Source organism: Aestuariivirga sp. (assembly GCF_046294715.1).
Taxonomy (GTDB): Bacteria; Pseudomonadota; Alphaproteobacteria; order Rhizobiales; family Aestuariivirgaceae; genus Aestuariivirga.
Genome location: NZ_JBKBKI010000036.1, coordinates 1 through 17,968 on the forward strand (window position 1 = coordinate 1; position 17,968 = coordinate 17,968).

Annotated in this window: 22 protein-coding genes; 18 read left to right on the forward strand and 4 right to left on the reverse strand. The window is 64.5% G+C overall.

What is annotated here, in order from left to right; genetic code table 11:
* On the forward strand, positions 1-918 hold a 918-nt coding region (locus tag ACK4HL_RS17765), incomplete at its 5' end, for an amidase family protein (RefSeq protein ID WP_409763183.1).
* An 89-nt stretch (positions 919-1,007) separates the two neighbouring features.
* Here ACK4HL_RS17765 and ACK4HL_RS17770 read toward each other — a convergent pair.
* Positions 1,008-1,667 (reverse strand): peroxiredoxin, encoded by a 660-nt coding sequence (locus tag ACK4HL_RS17770; protein ID WP_409763186.1) that lies wholly within the window; start codon positions 1,665-1,667, stop codon positions 1,008-1,010.
* A 72-nt stretch (positions 1,668-1,739) separates the two neighbouring features.
* On the opposite strand from ACK4HL_RS17770, the gene ACK4HL_RS17775 reads away from it, so the two are divergent.
* Positions 1,740-2,216, forward strand: a complete 477-nt coding sequence (locus ACK4HL_RS17775) for a hypothetical protein (protein ID WP_409763189.1) — start codon at positions 1,740-1,742, stop codon at positions 2,214-2,216.
* 15 nt (positions 2,217-2,231) lie between these two features.
* On the opposite strand, the gene ACK4HL_RS17780 is transcribed toward ACK4HL_RS17775, so the two are convergent.
* Positions 2,232-4,691 carry an FAD-dependent oxidoreductase gene (locus tag ACK4HL_RS17780; protein ID WP_409763192.1) on the reverse strand — a complete coding sequence of 820 codons (2,460 nt, stop codon included), beginning with the start codon at positions 4,689-4,691 and terminating at the stop codon, positions 2,232-2,234.
* A 286-nt stretch (positions 4,692-4,977) separates the two neighbouring features.
* Between ACK4HL_RS17780 and ACK4HL_RS17785 the strand changes: the two genes are divergently transcribed.
* The 4 genes from ACK4HL_RS17785 (at position 4,978) to metZ (ending at position 7,807) form a co-directional block, all read left to right on the forward strand.
* Complete coding sequence (locus ACK4HL_RS17785) at positions 4,978-5,733, forward strand: prephenate dehydrogenase/arogenate dehydrogenase family protein (RefSeq protein WP_409763195.1); 756 nt, start codon at positions 4,978-4,980, stop codon at positions 5,731-5,733.
* 83 nt (positions 5,734-5,816) lie between these two features.
* The gene (locus tag ACK4HL_RS17790; RefSeq protein ID WP_409763198.1) at positions 5,817-6,122 is read left to right on the forward strand and encodes a DUF718 domain-containing protein; all 306 of its coding nucleotides are present in this window, start codon (positions 5,817-5,819) and stop codon (positions 6,120-6,122) included.
* Between the two features lie 82 nt (positions 6,123-6,204).
* Positions 6,205-6,606: a rhodanese-like domain-containing protein gene (locus ACK4HL_RS17795; RefSeq protein WP_409763201.1), complete on the forward strand. Its 402-nt coding sequence runs from the start codon at positions 6,205-6,207 to the stop codon at positions 6,604-6,606.
* Positions 6,607-6,613: 7 nt separating this feature from the next.
* On the forward strand, positions 6,614-7,807 hold the full coding sequence (gene metZ, locus ACK4HL_RS17800; RefSeq protein ID WP_409763204.1) for an O-succinylhomoserine sulfhydrylase: 1,194 nt from the start codon (positions 6,614-6,616) through the stop codon (positions 7,805-7,807).
* A gap of 7 nt (positions 7,808-7,814) precedes the next feature.
* Here the strand turns inward: metZ and ACK4HL_RS17805 are convergent, their stop codons facing one another.
* Entirely contained in the window at positions 7,815-8,231 is a 417-nt protein-coding gene (locus tag ACK4HL_RS17805) for an RrF2 family transcriptional regulator (protein WP_409763207.1), read from the reverse strand.
* A gap of 123 nt (positions 8,232-8,354) precedes the next feature.
* Between ACK4HL_RS17805 and ACK4HL_RS17810 the strand changes: the two genes are divergently transcribed.
* The 12 genes from ACK4HL_RS17810 (at position 8,355) to ACK4HL_RS17865 (ending at position 17,492) form a co-directional block, all read left to right on the forward strand.
* Positions 8,355-8,645, forward strand: a complete 291-nt coding sequence (locus tag ACK4HL_RS17810) for an FtsB family cell division protein (protein ID WP_409763210.1) — start codon at positions 8,355-8,357, stop codon at positions 8,643-8,645.
* A gap of 114 nt (positions 8,646-8,759) precedes the next feature.
* The gene (pdhA, locus tag ACK4HL_RS17815) at positions 8,760-9,797 is read left to right on the forward strand and encodes a pyruvate dehydrogenase (acetyl-transferring) E1 component subunit alpha (protein WP_409763213.1); all 1,038 of its coding nucleotides are present in this window, start codon (positions 8,760-8,762) and stop codon (positions 9,795-9,797) included.
* A gap of 15 nt (positions 9,798-9,812) precedes the next feature.
* A complete protein-coding gene (locus ACK4HL_RS17820; protein ID WP_409763216.1) occupies positions 9,813-11,162 on the forward strand; it encodes a pyruvate dehydrogenase complex E1 component subunit beta in 1,350 nt (449 codons plus the stop codon).
* Positions 11,155-11,409 carry a hypothetical protein gene (locus ACK4HL_RS17825; protein WP_409763219.1) on the forward strand — a complete coding sequence of 85 codons (255 nt, stop codon included), beginning with the start codon at positions 11,155-11,157 and terminating at the stop codon, positions 11,407-11,409. Before ACK4HL_RS17820 ends, ACK4HL_RS17825 begins: the two co-directional genes overlap by 8 nt.
* 21 nt (positions 11,410-11,430) lie before the next feature.
* A complete protein-coding gene (locus ACK4HL_RS17830) occupies positions 11,431-11,769 on the forward strand; it encodes a DUF5076 domain-containing protein (protein ID WP_409763222.1) in 339 nt (112 codons plus the stop codon).
* 57 nt (positions 11,770-11,826) lie between these two features.
* Complete coding sequence (locus ACK4HL_RS17835; RefSeq protein ID WP_409763225.1) at positions 11,827-12,120, forward strand: DUF1488 family protein; 294 nt, start codon at positions 11,827-11,829, stop codon at positions 12,118-12,120.
* A gap of 37 nt (positions 12,121-12,157) precedes the next feature.
* Positions 12,158-13,435 carry a pyruvate dehydrogenase complex dihydrolipoamide acetyltransferase gene (locus ACK4HL_RS17840; RefSeq protein WP_409763228.1) on the forward strand — a complete coding sequence of 426 codons (1,278 nt, stop codon included), beginning with the start codon at positions 12,158-12,160 and terminating at the stop codon, positions 13,433-13,435.
* An 18-nt stretch (positions 13,436-13,453) separates the two neighbouring features.
* Positions 13,454-14,092 (forward strand): SGNH/GDSL hydrolase family protein, encoded by a 639-nt coding sequence (locus ACK4HL_RS17845; RefSeq protein ID WP_409763231.1) that lies wholly within the window; start codon positions 13,454-13,456, stop codon positions 14,090-14,092.
* Between the two features lie 165 nt (positions 14,093-14,257).
* Positions 14,258-15,697, forward strand: coding sequence for a dihydrolipoyl dehydrogenase (gene lpdA / locus ACK4HL_RS17850; protein WP_409763234.1), 1,440 nt, complete (start codon positions 14,258-14,260; stop codon positions 15,695-15,697).
* Between the two features lie 77 nt (positions 15,698-15,774).
* Positions 15,775-16,065 carry a GlsB/YeaQ/YmgE family stress response membrane protein gene (locus tag ACK4HL_RS17855; RefSeq protein ID WP_409763237.1) on the forward strand — a complete coding sequence of 97 codons (291 nt, stop codon included), beginning with the start codon at positions 15,775-15,777 and terminating at the stop codon, positions 16,063-16,065.
* A 9-nt stretch (positions 16,066-16,074) separates the two neighbouring features.
* Complete coding sequence (lipA, locus tag ACK4HL_RS17860; RefSeq protein ID WP_409763240.1) at positions 16,075-17,019, forward strand: lipoyl synthase; 945 nt, start codon at positions 16,075-16,077, stop codon at positions 17,017-17,019.
* 5 nt (positions 17,020-17,024) lie between these two features.
* Positions 17,025-17,492, forward strand: a complete 468-nt coding sequence (locus ACK4HL_RS17865) for a type II toxin-antitoxin system RatA family toxin (protein WP_409763244.1) — start codon at positions 17,025-17,027, stop codon at positions 17,490-17,492.
* Here ACK4HL_RS17865 and ACK4HL_RS17870 read toward each other — a convergent pair.
* Positions 17,471-17,965, reverse strand: coding sequence for a CinA family protein (locus tag ACK4HL_RS17870; protein ID WP_409763279.1), 495 nt, complete (start codon positions 17,963-17,965; stop codon positions 17,471-17,473). The two genes, ACK4HL_RS17865 and ACK4HL_RS17870, sit on opposite strands and share 22 nt — an antisense overlap.
* Positions 17,966-17,968: the final 3 nt, after the last annotated feature.

Sequence of the window (17,968 nt, forward strand, 5' to 3'; positions counted from 1 at the left end):
CGCCAGCCGGCGGCTTTCACCTGCACGGTGGGGATCAAGCCCACCTACGGCCGCTGCTCGCGCTGGGGCATCGTGGCCTTCGCCTCCTCGCTCGACCAGGCGGGCCCCATCGCGCGCGACGTGCGCGACGCAGCGATCATGCTGAAATCCATGGCGAGCGTCGATCCCAAGGATACGACCTCGGTCGATGTTCCGGTGCCCGACTACGAGGCGGCGATCGGCAGGCCCATCAAGGGGCTGCGCGTCGGCATTCCGAAGGAATACCGCGTCGACGGCATGCCGGAGGAGATCGATGCACTGTGGCACAAGGGTGCGGAGTGGCTGAAGGCGCAAGGCGCCGAGATCGTCGAGATCTCGCTGCCGCACACGAAATATGCGCTTCCCGCCTATTACATCGTGGCCCCGGCCGAGGCCTCCTCCAACCTCGCCCGCTATGACGGCGTGCGCTACGGGCTCCGCGTTCCGGGGGACGACATCGTCGACATGTACGAGAAGTCCCGCGCGGCGGGCTTCGGCCGCGAGGTGCAGCGCCGGATCCTCATCGGAACCTATGTGCTGTCGGCCGGCTACTACGATGCCTATTACGTGCGCGCGCAGAAGGTCCGTACACTGATCAAGCGCGATTTCGACGAGGCCTGGAGCAAGGTGGACGTGGTGCTGACCCCCGCGACCCCGAGCCCCGCCTTCGCGCCGGGCGAGATCACGGACCCGGTCCAGATGTATCTCAACGACATCTTCACGGTGACGGTGAACATGGCGGGCCTCCCCGGCATTTCGGTGCCCGCGGGCCTGTCCTCCGACGGCCTGCCCCTTGGGCTCCAGCTCATCGGAAAGCCGTTCGGCGAGGAAACCCTCTTCCAGACCGCCGCGGCCATCGAACAGGCGGCAGGGATCCATACCGCGAAGCAGTGGTGGTGAGATAAAGCCCTGGGCGTCATCCTGGCGCGGTCATCGGAACAAAAATGCCCGGGTCCTGCCCGGGCATTTCCGTTTCCGTGTTCGGCTTCTCACTTCGGCTGGGGCACCATGCGGAGATAGGGCTTCAGCGTCTTCCAGCCGCCGGGGAATTTCTCCTTCGCGGCATCGTCCGAAATCGAAGCCAGGATGATCACGTCCTCGCCCGGCTTCCAGTCGGACGGCGTCGCAACCGACTTGGTCGCGGTGAGCTGGAGCGAGTCCACCACGCGGACGATCTCGTTGAAGTTCCGCCCGGTGCTCATGGGATAGGCCACGATGAACTTGATCTTCTTGTCCGGCCCGATGATGAACACGTTGCGGACGGTCTGGTTGTCTGCCGCGGTGCGGGTCGCCGCCTTGCCCGAGGCATTGGGGTGGATCATGCCGTAGAGCTTGGCCACGGCCAGGTCCTCGTCGCCGATCATCGGATAGTTCACCGAGGCGCCGGTCACGTCCTTGATGTCCTGCTTCCAGCGCTGGTGGTCCGCCACCGAGTCCACCGAGATGCCGATGAGCTTCACGCCACGCTTGTCGAATTCGTGCTTCATCTTTGCAACCGAGCCGAGTTCGGTGGTGCAGACGGGCGTGAAATCCTTGGGATGCGAGAACAGCACCGCCCATGATCCTTCGATATAGTCGTGGAAGCGGATGCGGCCTTCCGTGGTGTCGGCCTCGAAGTCGGGTGCGATGTCGCCAATTTGCAGTGCCATGTTGGCCTCCGTCGTCTGGGTTGAACCACTATAGATCACCTGCCGTTCGGAATAAAGAACATTTCGTCCGGCATGCCGCTCATCCCGGCTTTGCAGGAATCGCAGGACTTGGGCATGATTTCCACCCTCACCGGAGTTTCCGCCATGTCCTATGTCATCTCCTTTCCCGTGCTCGCCATCGTGATCGCCGTCTATCTGCTGCTCGCCCCGGGCGGCGGAATGATGCTGGACGGCGATGCCTATTCCATGACGCTCGCCTCAGGGGCGGAGATGACGCTGCGGGGAGGGGACTTCTTTCTCATCGCCGGTCTCTCGGCGCTCTTCGTCGAGATGCTGAAGGCGGCCCGCACCGGGCGCAGCGCCGTGCTGGACCACATCCTGTCGACCGCCACCTTCGTGCTGGCGCTCGTCTGCTTTCTCCTCGTGGACTTTGCCGGCACGGCCACCTTCTTCCTGCTGACGCTGATGACGCTCATCGACGTCGTGGCCGGTTTTTCCGTGTCGCTCTTCTCCGCGCGCCGGGATTTCTCGGTCGGCGGTGAGGGGTGAGGCGCAAGATCCCGCTCACGCCTTGATGCGCTCGCCCTTCGGATCATAGAAGCTCTGGAACTGCACCTTGGCCGGATAGCGCTTCCAGGCGAGTTCCACTTCCCAGCTGCCGCTCTCGAGCCAGTTCTTCGTCACGCCCTCCTGGTTGTGGACGTAGCCGAGGCCGAGCGAGAGGTTCACGCGGTGGCCCCAGGCGCCTGACGTGGTGGAGCCGACGATCACGCCGTTCCGGTAGATCGGCTCCTCGTGATAGATCATCGGCGCCATCTCGGAACTGTCCTCGAGTGCGAGGCACACGAAGCGCTTTGAGAGCACCGGCTGCGCCTTCTGCTTCAGCAGCGCCTCGCGGCCGATGAAGCCTTCCTTCTTGTCCCAGGCGACGGCGAAGCCGAGGCCCGCTTCGAGGGGGGTATCCTCGTCGGCGATGTCATGGCCCCAGTGACGGTAGGCCTTCTCGGTGCGGCAATTGTTCATGGTGTGCATGCCGGCCGGTGTGAGCCCGAACTCCTTGCCGGCCTCCCACAGGGTCTCGAACACATGCGCGGTGAACTCCGTTGGGATGTAGAGCTCCCAGCCGAGCTCGCCAACATAGGTGATGCGGCTGGCGCGCACCCGGGCGTAGCCGATCTCGATCTCCTTCGAGGTGCCGAAGGGAAATGCGGCATTGGAAAGATCTACGCCCGAGAGCTTCTCGAGCAGCGCGCGGGATTTCGGCCCCATCACGGCGACCATCGGGAGGCCCGAGGTGATGTCGGTGGCCACGCAATGGGCATTCTCCGGCGTGTGGCGCTTCAGCCATGCCATGTCGCGCGTCTGCGGGGCGGCACCGGTGACAACGAGGAACCGGTTCTCCTCCAGCCGCGTGACGGTCAAATCCGCCTCTATGCCGCCGCGTTCGTTGAGCCATTGCGTGTAGACGACGCGGCCCGGTTCGACATCCACATTGGCTGCCGAGACGCGGTTCAGCACCTTCATCGCATCGCGGCCCTCGACCGAGTATTTGGCGAAGCTCGACTGGTCGAAGAAGGCGCAGTGGGTCATCAGCTGCTTTGCTTCATGGTCCGCGCAGGGGAACCAGTTCTGCCGTCCGTAGGAGTATTCATATTCCGGCTTCACGCCACCCCGCGCATACCAGTTGGGGCGCTCCCAGCCGTTCACCTCGCCGAACACCGCGCCCAATTCCTTCGTGTACGGATAAAGCGGCGAGCGGCGCACGCCGCGCGCCGTTTCGGCCTGCCGGTAGGGCCAGTGCATGGCATAGAGGAGGCCGAGGCTCTCCGACACGCGCTCGCGCACGTAGTTCTTCACCGACTGGAACGGATGGATGCGCCGGATGTCCATGCCGGTGACGTCCATCGGCGGGTGCCCGTTCCTGATCCACTTCGAGAGCACGAGCCCGGCGCCGCCGGAGGACTGGATGCCGATCGAGTTGAAGCCCGCCGCCACATAGACGTTCTTCACCTCGGGCGCCTCGCCCAGGTAATATTTCACGTCGGGCGTGAAGCTCTCGGGGCCGTTGAAGAACAGCTGGATGCCGGCGGTCTCGAGCAGCGGCACGCGGTTGATGGCGTTGGCGAGGATCGGCTCGAAATGGTCCATGTCCTCGGGCAGCGTCACGAAGGCGTGCTCCTCGTCGATGCCGCCGCCGCCCCAGGGCTTGGCCTTGGGCTCGAAGGCGCCGACCATCAGCTTGCCCGCGTCTTCCTTGTAGTAGGTGCACTCGTCGGGCACGCGCACCACCGGCATGTTGCGGGGAAGGTCCGCGATCGGCTCCGACACGATGTAGAAATGCTCGCAGGCATGGAGCGGGATGTTGACGCCGATCGAACGGCCGAGGTCGCGCGACCACATTCCGGAGGCCACCACCACCTTGTCGGCCATGATCGTGCCGTCCGCCGTCTCGACGCCATAGGCGTGACCGTTCTTGGTGAGGATCTTCGTGACCTTCACGTTCTCCAGCACCTTGGCCCCGCGCGAGCGGGCGCCGGCGGCCAGCGCCTGAGTCACGTCGATGGGGTTCACCTGGCCGTCCTTGGGCAGGAATACGCCGCCCTTCACGTTCTCCAGGTTGTAGTGGGGCAACCGCTCCTTGATCTCGCCCGTCGATATCACCTGCACGTCGAGGCCGAAGTTCTTGGCCATGGAGGCGCCGCGCACGAGTTCCTCGAGCCGCCCATCCGTCAGGGCGATGGAGATCGAACCATTCTGCTTGAAACCGGTGGCCTGGCCCGTTTCTCTTTCCAGCCCCTCGAACAGCGTGGTGGTGTATTTCGCGAGTTCCGTGAGGTTCCGGGTGGCGCGGAGCTGCCCCACGAGACCTGCCGCATGCCAGGTCGTGCCGGAGGTGAGCTGCTTCCTCTCCAGCAGCACCACGTCGGTGATGCCCTCCCGGGTGAGGTGATAGGCAATCGAGCATCCGACGATGCCGCCGCCGATGATGACGACGTCGGCACGCTGGGGCAGGGACTTGGACATGGGTGGACTCCGGAGCTGGTGGTGAATTCATCTAACAGGGGAGCAGGGCGCACCGGAAGCGCCAGACTGTCTCACGGGCCGATGCCAGCCATTCACCGGAGCCGGTTGACCCTCGCTGCCGCCTCGTCTAAACCGCCCGCCATGCGCCACGCAGCCCCCTTCGCTGTTTCTTATTATCCGCCGTCCACATAACGGCGGGCGCAGACTCATTCTCACACCGCCGCGATCCGGCGGTCACCATCCACATCAGAGGCTTCCGGCATCGCCGCCAGACAGGAGCCCCTCGATGAAACGCATTCACCGCCCCATCCGGACGATCGGCCTCTTCGGCTTCGGCGCCTTCGGCCGCCTGATCGCGCCTCATCTCGGCCGGCATTTCGAACTGCTTGTCCATGACCCGTGTCTGCCTCGTGGTGAAGACCGCGTGGAGGGCTGCCGCTTCGGAACCCTTGCCGAGGCGGCGGCATGCGATGCCGTGATCCTGGCCGTGCCGGTGAGCGAATTCGGGCGGCTGATCCACAGGATCGCGCCGCACCTGCGGCCGGGGGCTCTCGTGGCCGATGTCGGGTCGGTCAAGATGGTGCCGGCGAGGCTCATGGAGGAGGGGCTCCCCGCCCATGTCGAGGTTCTGGGAACCCACCCGCTCTTCGGCCCGCAGAGTGCGGCAGGCGGGCTGCGGAACCGAAAGATCACCCTGTGCCCCGTGCGATGCCCATCTGCACGCCGCGTCGCCGCGTTTCTGCGCTGCGCGTTCGGCCTCAAGGTCTATGTCACGAGTGCCGAGGAGCACGACAGGGAGGCCGCCGTGGTTCAGGGCCTGACGCATCTCATCGCCAAGGTGCTCGTCCGCATGGAGCCGCTTCCGAAACGCCTCACGACGGCGAGTTTCGATCACCTAATGCGGGCGGTGGACATGGTGCGCAACGATGCCGCCGGCGTGTTCGACGCCATCGAGAAGGAAAATCCCTTTGCGGCCGGGGTGCGCCAGCGTTTCCTCACGCTCGTCGAGGAAACCCGGTTGCAAGTTGAACGGCGCGGCTGATGCACGGCCCGATTGCTGCCCTGCCTGTCTGTGCGGGAGTATACTCCACAGCCTTTCCGGGAGCGACGAACAGGGAGGACGCCATGTCCGCATACAATATCGTGCGTTTCAAGGTGAAGCCGGGAATGCAGAAGGCCTTCGAGGAGGCTCACCGCATCGATCCCGACTTCCACGGCTTTCACGGCGGCGCGCTGGTGAAGACCGGCGACAACACCTATTGCTTCGTCGGGTGCTGGGAGAGTTTTGACCGGATCGCCGCCGCCCGCCCGAAGATGATCAGTATGCTGGACGGCTTCCGCCACATGCTGGAGGACTTGGGCGAAGGCCGCGGCGTGACGGACCCCGTCTCCGGCGATGCCGTGGTGGAATTTCACGCCAGCGAGGACTGAGAGGGTGGGCCAGGCCCGGTTTTCCTTTGCGGGACGAATCCGTTTGCATTAAAGCCGTTCGAAACAACGAACGGACCGTTCCATGCATCAGGGCGACATTTCCCCCGCCGAAGCCTATCAGCGGCTCCAGAACAACCCCTCTGCCGTCCTGATCGACGTGCGCACCCAGCCCGAGTGGGTGTTCGTGGGGGTGCCTGCGGTCGAACGGCTGATCCGGCTGTCCTGGCAAGTCTTCCCGTCTATGCAGGTGAACGCCAATTTCGTGACCGAGATCGAGCAGATGGGGCTGCCGAAGGAAACCGAGATCCTGTGCATCTGCCGTTCGGGCGCACGCTCGGCGTCAGCGGCCTCGGCACTCACCCAGGCCGGCTACACCAATGCCTGGAACGTGGCGCAGGGCTTCGAGGGCGACAAGGACGGGCAGGGCCACCGCGGCACGCTGGGTGGCTGGAAGGCGGCGGGCCTCCCCTGGGTGCAGAGTTGAGCAGGCGATGAAGAAGCACAAGAGCGATCCCTCCTCCTGGGGCGATGCGACGAAGCTCGTGCGCGGCGGGCTCGACCGCTCGGGTCACGGCGAGACCTCGGAGGCGCTCTACCTCAATTCGGGCTTCGTCTATGACGAGCCGGAGACCGCCGAACGTCGTTTCTCGGGCGAGGATTCGGGGTATGTCTACGGGCGCTACGGCAATCCGACCGTCTCCATGTTCGAGGAGCGGCTCGCTCTGCTGGAAGGTGCCGAGTCCTGCTACGGCCTGGCCTCCGGCATGGCGGCGGTATTCGGGGCGCTCGCATGCCAGCTCAGGGCGGGTGATCACCTCGTCTCGTCCAAGGCGCTGTTCGGCTCCTGCTACCAGATCGTCACCTCGATCCTCCCGCGCTTCGGCATCCGCACGACGCTGGTCGACGGATCGGACCTGAAAGCCTGGAAGGAAGCGATCACCGCCGATACCAAATGCGTGTTCCTGGAGACGCCGTCGAACCCCACGCTGGAGGTGATCGACCTCGAGGCCGTCTGCAGCATTGCCAAGGCCAAGGGCGCCAACGTGGTGGTGGACAACATCTTCGCCACGCCGATCCTGCAGCGGCCGCTCTCCTATGGTGCCGACGTGATCGTCTATTCCGGAACCAAGCACATGGACGGGCAGGGCCGTGTGTTGGGCGGCGCCATCATGTCGACCCGCGCCTTCAAGGACGAGTTGCTGAAGCCGTTCCTTCGCCATACCGGTCCCTCGATCTCGCCCTTCAATGCCTGGGTGCTGCTGAAGGGGCTTGAAACCCTGAAGCTCAGGGTAGAGGCGCAGAGCCACGCCGCCCAGCAAATCGCGGAGGTGCTCTCAGCCACCCGCGGGGTTAGCCGTGTCATCTATCCCCATCTCGATTCGCACCCGCAGGCGGCGCTGTCGCGCAAGCAGATGCGGCTCGGCGGCACCATGGTCACCTTCGAGGTGGAGGGCGGGAAGGCAAAGGCCTTCGACGTGCTGCGCCATCTGGGCATCATCGACATCTCAAACAATCTGGGCGACGCCAAGTCGCTGATGACGCATCCGGCATCGACCACCCACCGCAACATCGGCGCGGAGGCGCGCGCAATGATGGGCATCAGCGACGGCATGCTGAGGCTCTCAGTGGGGCTCGAAGATACCGATGACCTGATCGCCGATCTCACCCAGGCGCTCGCCGCCTGAGTTCCTCTCAGACGATGGCGGAGGCGACGTCGCGGATCGATGTCCGGGCCAGCGAGGTGTGAAGGGCGCATTCGGCGGCCCGCAAGGGAGCAGAAAGCACCTTGCCGAGCTGGGCCGCCACCGGGCAGTTCGAGTGCGGATCGGTCTTGTGCATGCGGAAGACGTTTTCGTCCTCGACGGCGAAATAGACGTCGGCGAGGGTGATTTCGCCGGGGTCGCGGTTCAGTTCGAAACCGCCGGACCGCCCGGCCACGGATTTCACCAGTTTCGCCTTCTCCAGCTCCGTCATGAGCCGGCGGATCACCACCGGGTTGGTATGAACGCTCTCGGCGACCAGCGCCGAGCACACGGGTCCCTTTCCCGCGAACCGGGCGAGGACGCTCATGGCGTGGACGGCGACGACGAAGCGGCTGCTGGACAACATTTCGGTAACTCCAGAAGTTACATCGTCACGATGGCATCAAAGGTCAAGCGAATAACTTGCCAATGGTGATGAATTGTTAACCGAGTCCGCCGAAATCTGCGAGGCCCAAGCCGGAGTTTCTCCATGCGCCGCTTCGATCTCGTCGTCACCTGCGTTTGCTGCGGTCTCCTCGGCTATTTCGCCTGGCATGCCTACCAGGGGCCGCGCGGCTATCCCTACCGGGAGGGGCTCGAGACCCGCCTCGCCGTGCTCGAGGAAAAGCACGAAGGCCTGAAGGCCCAGCGCGAGTTCATGGAAAGCAAGGCCCGGCTGCTGCGCCCGGGGAGCATCGACCCCGACCTTCTCGACGAGCTGGCCCGGGGCAAGCTCGAGCTGGCCAAGCCAACAGATGTGGTTGCCTTCACCGCAAGGTAATTTCCAAGCGAATTCCGGGTTGTAAACCGAAATCCGGTTAATTCATAATTTCCCCTGTTTCCTCAAGCGTTTAATGTTATCTAATTGGGCTGACACCGGCTGGAGGAGGCGTCCATGGCAGTCAAGTCGGCCTACATCTCGCGCAAGCTGTCCAAGGGTGAGAAGCCCAACCTCACCAACAGCGGCTTCACCACGGAAGAGGAACTCCACGCCTACCGCGAAATGCTGCTGATCCGCCGCTTCGAGGAGAAGGCCGGACAGCTCTACGGCATGGGCTTCATCGGCGGCTTCTGCCATCTCTACATCGGCCAGGAGGCCGTGGTCGTGGGCATGCAGATGGCGCAGAAGGACGGAGACCAGGTCATCACCTCCTACCGCGACCATGGCCACATGCTGGCCTGCGGCATGGACCCCAAGGGCGTCATGGCCGAGCTCACCGGGAGGCGGGGCGGGCTCTCCAAGGGCAAGGGCGGCTCCATGCACATGTTCAGCCGCGAGAAGCAGTTCTTCGGCGGCCACGGCATCGTCGGCGCCCAGGTGCCCCTAGGCGCGGGCCTGGCCTTCGCCAACAAGTACCGGGGCAACGACAGCGTCTCGGTGGCCTATTTCGGCGATGGCGCGGCGAACCAGGGCCAGGTCTACGAGACCTTCAACATGGCCTCGATCTGGAAGCTTCCCGTCATCTTCATCATCGAGAACAACCGCTACGCCATGGGAACGGCGGCCAGCCGCTCCACCGCCATGGCGGAGCAGCTCGGCGCACGCGGTGCGGCCTTCGGCATTCCCTTCGAGCAGGTGGACGGCATGGACGTCCGCGCCGTGAAGGACGCGGGCGACCGGGCGGTCGAGCACTGCCGGGCGGGCGAAGGTCCCTACATCCTCGAGATGATGACCTATCGCTACCGTGGCCATTCGATGTCGGACCCCGCGAAGTACCGCTCCAAGGAGGAGGTGCAGAAGATGCGCGAGGAGCACGACCCGATCGAGCAGGTGAAGGCGCGCATCCTGACGGCCAAGCTCGCCACCGAGGAAGACCTCAAGAAGATCGACGCCGACATCCGCGCCATCGTGACGGAGGCGGCCGAATTCGCGCAGAATGACCCCGAGCCCGATCCGTCCGAGCTCTACACCGACATCTACGTGAACGCCTGATCCCGGGGTTAGCACATGCCATCGATCCTCATGCCCGCCCTCTCGCCGACCATGGAAGAGGGCAAGCTCGCGAAGTGGCTCAAGAACGTCGGGGACATGGTGAAGCCCGGCGACGTGATCGCCGAGATCGAGACCGACAAGGCGACGATGGAGGTCGAGGCGGTTGACGAAGGCCCGCTTTCGCAGATCCTGATCCCCGCCGGCACCGAGAACGTCAAGGTCAACACGCCGATCGCCGTGATCGGCGAGGCCGATGCGGCGCCCGCGCCCAAGGCGGAGGCCCCGAAGCCGGAAACGCCGAAGACCGATGCGCCGCCAGTGTCTTCGCCCGCTGTTCTCGCCTCGGCCCCGGCGCCATCGCCGGAGATCCCCGCGGGCACCGAGATGGTGACGATGACGGTGCGCGAGGCGCTGCGCGAAGCCATGTCGGAGGAGATGCGGCGTGATCCCGAGGTGTTCCTGATGGGCGAGGAGGTCGGCCAGTACCAGGGCGCCTACAAGATCTCGCAGGGCATGCTGGACGAGTTCGGCCCGCAGCGCGTGGTCGACACGCCGATCACCGAGCACGGCTTCACCGGGCTCGCCGTGGGCGCGGCCTTCGCCGGCCTGAAGCCCATCGTCGAGTTCATGACCTTCAACTTCGCCATGCAGGCGATCGACCAGATCATCAATTCGGCGGCAAAGACGCTCTACATGTCGGGCGGGCAGATGGGCTGCCCCATCGTGTTCCGCGGTCCCAACGGGGCCGCGGCGCGTGTCGCCGCCCAGCACAGCCAGGACTATGCCGCGTGGTACGGCCACATCCCGGGACTCAAGGTTGTGATGCCCTATACGGCGGCGGATGCGAAAGGCCTGATGAAGGCGGCCATCCGCGACCCCAATCCCGTGGTCTTCCTCGAGAACGAGATCCTCTATGGCAAGAGCTTCGAGGTGCCGAAGCTCGAGGACTGGGTGGTGCCGATCGGCAAGGCCCGCATCGCCCGCGCCGGCAGCCAAGTGACGATCGTTTCCTTCGGCATCGGCATGACCTATGCGCTTGCGGCGGCCGAGAAGCTGGCGGCGGAGGGGATCGAGGCAGAGGTGATCGACCTCCGCACCATCCGCCCCATGGACATCGCCACCATCGTCGAGAGCGTGAAGAAGACGAACCGCTGCGTGTGCGTGGAGGAGGGCTTCCCGCAATTCTCCGTGACCAGCGAAATTGCCGCCCAAATCATGACGCATGCTTTCGATTACCTCGACGCGCCCGTCGCACGCGTCGCCGGCAAGGACGTTCCGATGCCCTACGCGGCCAATCTCGAGAAACTGGCGCTGCCCAATGCCGATGAGGTGGTCGCCGCAGCAAAGGCTGTTCTCTATGTCTAAGATCGAACGCTCCGATTTGGTCGCGATCGTGGAGTCAGCACTAAAGCGTCTTGGTGGCGAGGGAACCATTGTGGAAGTGGCCAAAGAAATATGGGCTAAGCACAAAGATGATTTAGAGATCTCAGGTGATGTGTTCTTTACATGGCAGTACGATATGAGATGGGCTTGTCAAAAGTTGAGAAATGACAAGAAGGCAGTCATTGGCGGAACTAAAGGTCGGACTTCCTGGCGTCTGCTCCAAACCTAATCCTGAGAAGGTAGAATCTCTATGTCTGATCACGATCACCACCACCACAACCACCACGGCGAAATGCATCCGCACCAGCTCGAGCCGCCGCACGAGGTGTTCCATGATCCGAAGGCGGGGGAGGTGGCCCGCGCTTGGATTTCGAACGGGGGCTTGAGCCTCTCGCTTCACGCCATGGCTTTCGGCAAACCCGAGGTCTGGGGCCATGTGCTGGCCGGCATGGCCCAGCAGGTGGCCGCCGCCTGCGCCGAGATGGGCCACGGCAACGCGTCGGACAATTTCGCGGCGATCCGCAAGGTGCTGAACGAGGACCTGAACAAGGTCGCAGCGCAGCTTTCGCCGCTGGCGAACAAGTCATAGTTCTGGTGGAACGGCAACGGCAGCTGAAGGGAGAGATACCAGACAGGGAGGACTGACATGGCACAGCTCGCTTTCCTCGACGACGACCGGCACTTCGACGGCGAATGCGTTCGCTTCCGGGGGCGTGACGGGCGCGAGGAAGTTGTTTGCGGAGTGACGCTCTATGCGCTCCAGCACTGCGATCCTGAGCTTCCCAAGCACGGGCTGGTCAGTTCCGATGCCTTCCTGGCGGCGTTCGACAGGCTGCTGACGCTCATCCACCAGGCCGCGCGCGAGAAACATGCGCGGGGCCTTCGCGAAACCGAAGGCCCCGTGCAGATCATGGTTCACCGTCAGGATCTCGCACCCTGATGTCCAGAACCCTCGAGACGAATGGGGAAGTCCGACGATGCCAGTGAACGTGCTCATGCCCGCCCTTTCGCCCACCATGGAAAAGGGCAAGCTTGCCAAGTGGCTCAAGAAGGAGGGCGACCAGGTCAAGTCCGGCGACGTGCTGGCCGAGATCGAGACGGACAAGGCCACGATGGAAGTCGAGGCCGTGGACGAGGGAACGCTGGGCAAGCTCCTCATTCCAGCCGGAACCGACGACGTGGCCGTGAACACGCCGATCGCCGTGATCCTCGGCGAAGGCGAGAAGCTGGGTGATGCGCCGGCCGCCGCGCCGGCAGCTGCCAAGCCCGCCGCGGCGGCACCCACCGCACCGAAACCCGCCCCGGCAGCGGCACCCCCGGCCGCTCCGCGGGCCGAAGGTGGCCGGGTCTTCGCATCGCCGCTCGCCCGGCGGATGGCGAAGCAGAAGGGGATCGACATCGCCACGCTGCTCGGCTCCGGCCCCCATGGCCGCATCGTACTTAAGGATGTCGAGACGGCGAAGCCCGGCACACGCGGCGCGCCGCCGGCCGCAAGCCCGGCACTCGCCCCGGCGCCGTCGGACGAGCAGGTGCTGAAGCTCTTCGCCGAAGGAAGCTACGAGCTCGTGCCGCATGACTCGATGCGCAAGGTGATCGCCCGGCGGCTCACCGAATCCAAGCAGACGATCCCGCATTTCTACGTCTCGGTGGACGTCACCATCGACCAGCTCCTCGATCTCCGGGAGCGGCTGAACCTGCAGGCGCCCAAGGACAAGGAAAGCAAGCCCCTCTGGAAGATCTCGGTCAACGACTTCATCATCAAGGCCATGGCGATGGCGCTCATCAAGGTGCCGGACGCCAACGTCTCCTGGACCGAGAGCGCAATGGTGCGGCACAAGCATGCGGACATCGGCGTCGCCGTCTCGATTCCGGGCGGCCTCATCACGCCCATCGTGCGAAGGGCGGAGAGCAAGGGCCTCGCCCAGATCTCGACCGAGATGAAGGACATGGCAGGGCGTGCCAGGAACCGCAAGCTGAAGCCCGAGGAATACACCGGCGGCTCGGCGGCCGTCTCCAACATGGGCATGATGAACGTCAGCAACTTCGCCGCAATCGTCAACCCGCCGCATGCCTCGATCCTCGCCATCGGCTCGGCCGAACGGCGGCCCGTGGTGCGCGGCAACGACATCAAGATCGAGCAGCAGATGACGATCACCCTCTCGACCGACCACCGCTGCATCGACGGCGCGCTGGGTGCGGAGTTCATAGGCGTGATCAAGTCCTATCTCGAGGAGCCGGGCCTCATGCTGGTGTAGAGGCGGAAGAGCAGGAACATGAAGACCGTCCTCGCCTTCGGCGACTCTCTCACCTGGGGCTTCATCGCGGGGCGCTGGGAGCGGCATCCTTTCGAGGTCCGCTGGCCCAACGCGCTGGCGGCGGGTCTCGGGGAAAAGGCCCGCGTCATCGAAGAGGGCCACAACGGCCGCACCACGATATTCGACGACCCCTCGACCTTCGACGATCGCAATGGATCGCGGGCGTTGCCGGTGCTCCTCGCCACGCACCAGCCTCTTGACCTCGTCATCATCCTGCTCGGGACCAACGACATCAAGTTTGCCAACCGCTGCCGCGCCTTCGATGCGGCGATGGGCATGGCGCGCCTCGTCGAGATCGTGCAGAAGTTCTCCTTCCTTCCTGCCTACCGTACGCCGGACGTGCTGATCGTCTCTCCGCCAGCTCTCGTTCCGACCACGGACGAATGGTTCAACGAGCTGTGGGGGCATGCCATCGCGGAATCGAAGTTGTTCCCGAAGCACTATGCGCGGGTGGCGAAGGAGATGGGCGTTCATTTCTTCGATGCCGGCATTGTGGCGAAGGCCGACCCCACGGACGGCGGCCATCTCGATGCGGAGAACACCAAGGCCATCGGCACGGCGCTCGTGCCGGTGGTGAAGGGAATTTTGGGACTCTAGTTCCGCGCGGCCGCAGGCCCTCATCCGGCCTGTCGGCCATCTTCTCCATCCTTCGGACGGGAGAAGGGACGGAACCGATGATGTCCCTTCTCGCGTTGCGCAGCAATGGGAGAAGGTGCCCGAAGGGCGGATGAGGGCTCTTCGTTCAACAAGGGGACTCTGAGAATGGCCGACACGAACTTCGACATCATCATCATCGGCGGCGGCCCGGGCGGATACGTGGCGGCGATCCGCGCGGCACAGCTCGGGTTCAAGACCGCCGTGGTCGAGCGAGAGCACTTGGGCGGCATCTGCCTGAACTGGGGCTGCATTCCCACCAAGGCCCTGCTGCGCTCGGCCGAGATCTTCCACTACATGAAGCACGCAAAGTCCTACGGCCTGTCCGCCGAGAATGTCGGTTTCGATGCAGCCGCGGTGGTGCAGCGTTCGCGCGGCGTCTCGGGGCGGCTCAACGGCGGCGTCACCATGCTGCTCAGGAAGAACAAGGTGAGCGTGATCTGGGGCGAGGCGAAGCTCACGAAGCCGAACGAAATCGTGGTGACGAGCCCCTCCAAGGCCGCCATGCAGCCGCAGCATCCGGAGCCCAAGGAGAAGCTCGGCGCCGGAACCTACACGGGTAAGAACATCATCGTGGCGACCGGAGCACGCCCCCGCGTGCTTCCCGGGCTCGAGCCTGACGGCAAGCTGGTGTGGACCTATTTCGAGGCCATGGTGCCGAAGACGATCCCGAAGTCGCTGCTCGTCGTCGGCTCGGGCGCCATCGGCATCGAGTTCGCCTCCTTCTACAATGCGATGGGCGTTGATGTGACAGTGGTCGAGATCATGGACCAGATCATGCCGGTCGAGGATGCCGAGATATCGAAGATCGCCCAGAAGCAGCTGGAGAAGCTGGGCCTCAAGTTCCGGCTCGGCGCCAAGGTCAGCAAGCTCGAGAAGGGGGCAGACAGCGTCACGGCGACCATCGAGGCGGGCGGCAAGAGCGAGACGCTCACGGTGGATCGCGTCATCTCCGCCGTCGGCGTACAGGGCAACATCGAGAATCTCGGTCTCGAGGCTTTGGGGGTGAAGACCGAGAAAGGCACCGTGGTGACGGACGGCCACGGCCGCACCAACGTGCCGGGCGTCTATGCCATCGGAGACGTCGCCGGCCCGCCGATGCTCGCCCACAAGGCCGAGCACGAGGGCGTCATCTGCGTGGAGAAGATCAAGGGAATCGACGTCCATCCCATGAAGAAGGAACAGATTCCGGGCTGCACCTACTGCCATCCGCAGGTGGCGAGCGTCGGGCTGACGGAGGCCAAGGCAAAGGCTGCGGGCTTCGAGCTCAAGGTCGGGCGCTTCCCCTTTCTCGCCAATGGCAAGGCCATCGCACTCGGCGAGGACCAGGGCCTCGTCAAGACGATCTTCGATGCGAACACGGGGCGGCTCCTCGGCGCGCACATGGTGGGGGCGGAGGTCACCGAACTCATCCAGGGCTTCGTCGTCGCCATGGGCCTGGAAACCACGGAGGAGGAACTGATGCACACGGTCTTCCCGCACCCGACGCTCTCGGAGATGATGCATGAGAGCGTTCTGGATGCCTATGGCCGCGTCATTCACATGTGAGGCGGGTCGGCCTCATCGGCCTTGATGGCGCCCCGGACCGGGCTTATCTTGAATCAACGGAACGGCGGAGAAGCGAAATGGAACCGAACTCACTGATGGATCTTGGCGGCGGCGTGGGCTGGATCGGAACGCTGGTCATTGGCGCGCTGGCGGGCTGGATCGCCGAGCGGGTGATGAAGGCCGATCACGGCCTGCTGATGAACATCGTCGTCGGCATCATCGGGTCCTATATCGGCGCCTTCCTCGCCAACGCGCTGGGGATCAGGCTGGGAGAGCTTTTCCAGGGCTGGTTCATCGGCAATCTCATCGTCGCCGCCATCGGCGCCATCGTGCTGCTCTACGTGGTGCGGCTGGTGCGCGGCAGATAGCACGCAGACATGGTCACCATCCTCGACAGCAAGACGAAGCCGCGGCACCCCGAGAAGGCGCACCGGCCGGACACCCCCATTCTCAGGAAGCCGGAATGGATCCGGGTGAAGGCGCCGGGCTCGCCCGTCTACGCGGAAACGCAGAAGATCGTGCGTGATAACAATCTCGTCACGGTGTGCGAAGAGGCGGGCTGCCCCAACATCGGCGAATGCTGGTCGAAGAAGCACGCCACCTTCATGATCATGGGCGACACCTGCACGAGGGCCTGCGCCTTCTGCAACGTGAAGACGGGCCTGCCGGACCAGCTGGTGGCGGACGAGCCGGAGAAGGTGGCGGAAGCCGTGGCGCGCATGGGCCTCGAACATGCCGTCATCACGTCGGTGGACCGCGACGACCTCGCGGACGGCGGGGCCCATCATTTCGCGCGCACCATCCGTGCGATCCGGGCAGCCTCACCCGGCACGACGATCGAGGTGCTGACTCCCGATTTCCTCAAGAAGGACGGCGCGCTCGAGATCGTGGTCGAGGCCAGGCCCGACGTTTTCAACCACAATCTCGAGACCGTGCCCTCGCTCTATCTTCGGATAAGGCCGGGTGCGCGCTACTTCCACTCGCTGCGCCTGCTGCAGCGGGTGAAGGAGCTCGACCGGTCGATGTTCACCAAGTCCGGCATCATGGTGGGGCTCGGCGAAACGCGCGAGCAGGTCATGCAGGTGATGGACGACATGCGCTCGGCGGAGATCGACTTCATCACCATCGGCCAGTATCTCCAGCCCACCCGCAAGCATGCCGCGATCGACCGTTTCGTCACGCCGGACGAATTCAAGGGCTACGAGACCATCGCCTATGCCAAGGGTTTCCTCATGGTCGCCGCCTCACCGCTCACGCGGTCTTCGCACCACGCCGGCGAGGATTTCGCCCGGCTCAGGGCGGTGCGGGCCGAGAGGTCCTGAATCTCGTGCCGCAATTCAGCGTCTCGCGCCGCGTCCCCTATTCGGCGGCGCAGGTCTTCGCCATCGCGCGCGATGTGGCGCGTTACCGCGAGTTCCTGCCGCTGGTGAAGCGTTCGCTCGTGCGCAACGTTGCGAAGCGCGAGGATGGCAGCGAGAGCTTCGAGGGCGAACTCACCCTCGCCCATGACAAGCTTCGCATCCAGGAGGTGATGACGAGCCAGGTCAGCGTCGATCCTTCCGCCCTCACCGTCACTGCCCGTTCGAACGAGGGCCCGGTAAAGCATCTCGTTTCGGAATGGCGGATCGTACCCACCGGAGCAAACAGCTGCGAGATCAGTTTCTCCGTCGATTACCAGCTGAAGAGCCGCACGCTGCAATTCGTGCTCTCAGGCATGTTCGACATGGCGGTGCGGCGCGTCATGTCGGCCTTCGAGGAGCGCGCGCGCGTCCTTTACGGCCCCGCGATCTCGTAAGCCATTTCCAGGGCGGCGCGCACCGTCTCGATCCGCACCTCATCGCGCCCGATGTCGCCGAGGCGCAGCACGCGCGCTTGGGTGGGAAAGCCTTTCCGCGCCGCCGCGCAATGAACGAGGCCCACCGGCTTGAGCGCCGTTCCACCGCCGGGACCGGCCACGCCCGTCACCGCCACGGCGACATCGGCCGCGCTGTGGGCAAGCGCACCTTCGGCCATGGCGCGGGCGACCTCCTCGCTCACCGCGCCGTGGCGTTGCACGAGATCGGCAGCAACCCCGATCATCCGTGTCTTGGCGGCGTTGGAATAGGTGACGAAGCCGCAGTCCAGCACGTCCGACGATCCCGGCACGGAGGTGATGAGCCCGGCGATCAGCCCGCCCGTGCAGCTCTCCGCCGTCGCCAGCATCAGCTTCCTGCTGCGGCAAAGATCGATCAGCGCGGCGGCGCGCGCAGTGAGGTCCTCAGGAAACATCGG

Bases quoted from the DNA above. Each gene is read 5' to 3' on its own strand.
- ACK4HL_RS17770 (WP_409763186.1), bottom strand. From the start codon at position 1,667: ATGGCACTGCAAATTGGCGACATCGCACCCGACTTCGAGGCCGACACC.
- ACK4HL_RS17775 (WP_409763189.1), top strand. From the start codon at position 1,740: ATGCCGCTCATCCCGGCTTTGCAGGAATCGCAGGACTTGGGCATGATT.
- ACK4HL_RS17780 (WP_409763192.1), bottom strand. From the start codon at position 4,691: ATGTCCAAGTCCCTGCCCCAGCGTGCCGACGTCGTCATCATCGGCGGC.
- ACK4HL_RS17785 (WP_409763195.1), top strand. From the start codon at position 4,978: ATGAAACGCATTCACCGCCCCATCCGGACGATCGGCCTCTTCGGCTTC.
- ACK4HL_RS17790 (WP_409763198.1), top strand. From the start codon at position 5,817: ATGTCCGCATACAATATCGTGCGTTTCAAGGTGAAGCCGGGAATGCAG.
- ACK4HL_RS17795 (WP_409763201.1), top strand. From the start codon at position 6,205: ATGCATCAGGGCGACATTTCCCCCGCCGAAGCCTATCAGCGGCTCCAG.
- metZ (WP_409763204.1), top strand. From the start codon at position 6,614: ATGAAGAAGCACAAGAGCGATCCCTCCTCCTGGGGCGATGCGACGAAG.
- ACK4HL_RS17805 (WP_409763207.1), bottom strand. From the start codon at position 8,231: ATGTTGTCCAGCAGCCGCTTCGTCGTCGCCGTCCACGCCATGAGCGTC.
- ACK4HL_RS17810 (WP_409763210.1), top strand. From the start codon at position 8,355: ATGCGCCGCTTCGATCTCGTCGTCACCTGCGTTTGCTGCGGTCTCCTC.
- pdhA (WP_409763213.1), top strand. From the start codon at position 8,760: ATGGCAGTCAAGTCGGCCTACATCTCGCGCAAGCTGTCCAAGGGTGAG.
- ACK4HL_RS17820 (WP_409763216.1), top strand. From the start codon at position 9,813: ATGCCATCGATCCTCATGCCCGCCCTCTCGCCGACCATGGAAGAGGGC.
- ACK4HL_RS17825 (WP_409763219.1), top strand. From the start codon at position 11,155: ATGTCTAAGATCGAACGCTCCGATTTGGTCGCGATCGTGGAGTCAGCA.
- ACK4HL_RS17830 (WP_409763222.1), top strand. From the start codon at position 11,431: ATGTCTGATCACGATCACCACCACCACAACCACCACGGCGAAATGCAT.
- ACK4HL_RS17835 (WP_409763225.1), top strand. From the start codon at position 11,827: ATGGCACAGCTCGCTTTCCTCGACGACGACCGGCACTTCGACGGCGAA.
- ACK4HL_RS17840 (WP_409763228.1), top strand. From the start codon at position 12,158: ATGCCAGTGAACGTGCTCATGCCCGCCCTTTCGCCCACCATGGAAAAG.
- ACK4HL_RS17845 (WP_409763231.1), top strand. From the start codon at position 13,454: ATGAAGACCGTCCTCGCCTTCGGCGACTCTCTCACCTGGGGCTTCATC.
- lpdA (WP_409763234.1), top strand. From the start codon at position 14,258: ATGGCCGACACGAACTTCGACATCATCATCATCGGCGGCGGCCCGGGC.
- ACK4HL_RS17855 (WP_409763237.1), top strand. From the start codon at position 15,775: ATGGAACCGAACTCACTGATGGATCTTGGCGGCGGCGTGGGCTGGATC.
- lipA (WP_409763240.1), top strand. From the start codon at position 16,075: ATGGTCACCATCCTCGACAGCAAGACGAAGCCGCGGCACCCCGAGAAG.
- ACK4HL_RS17870 (WP_409763279.1), bottom strand. From the start codon at position 17,965: ATGTTTCCTGAGGACCTCACTGCGCGCGCCGCCGCGCTGATCGATCTT.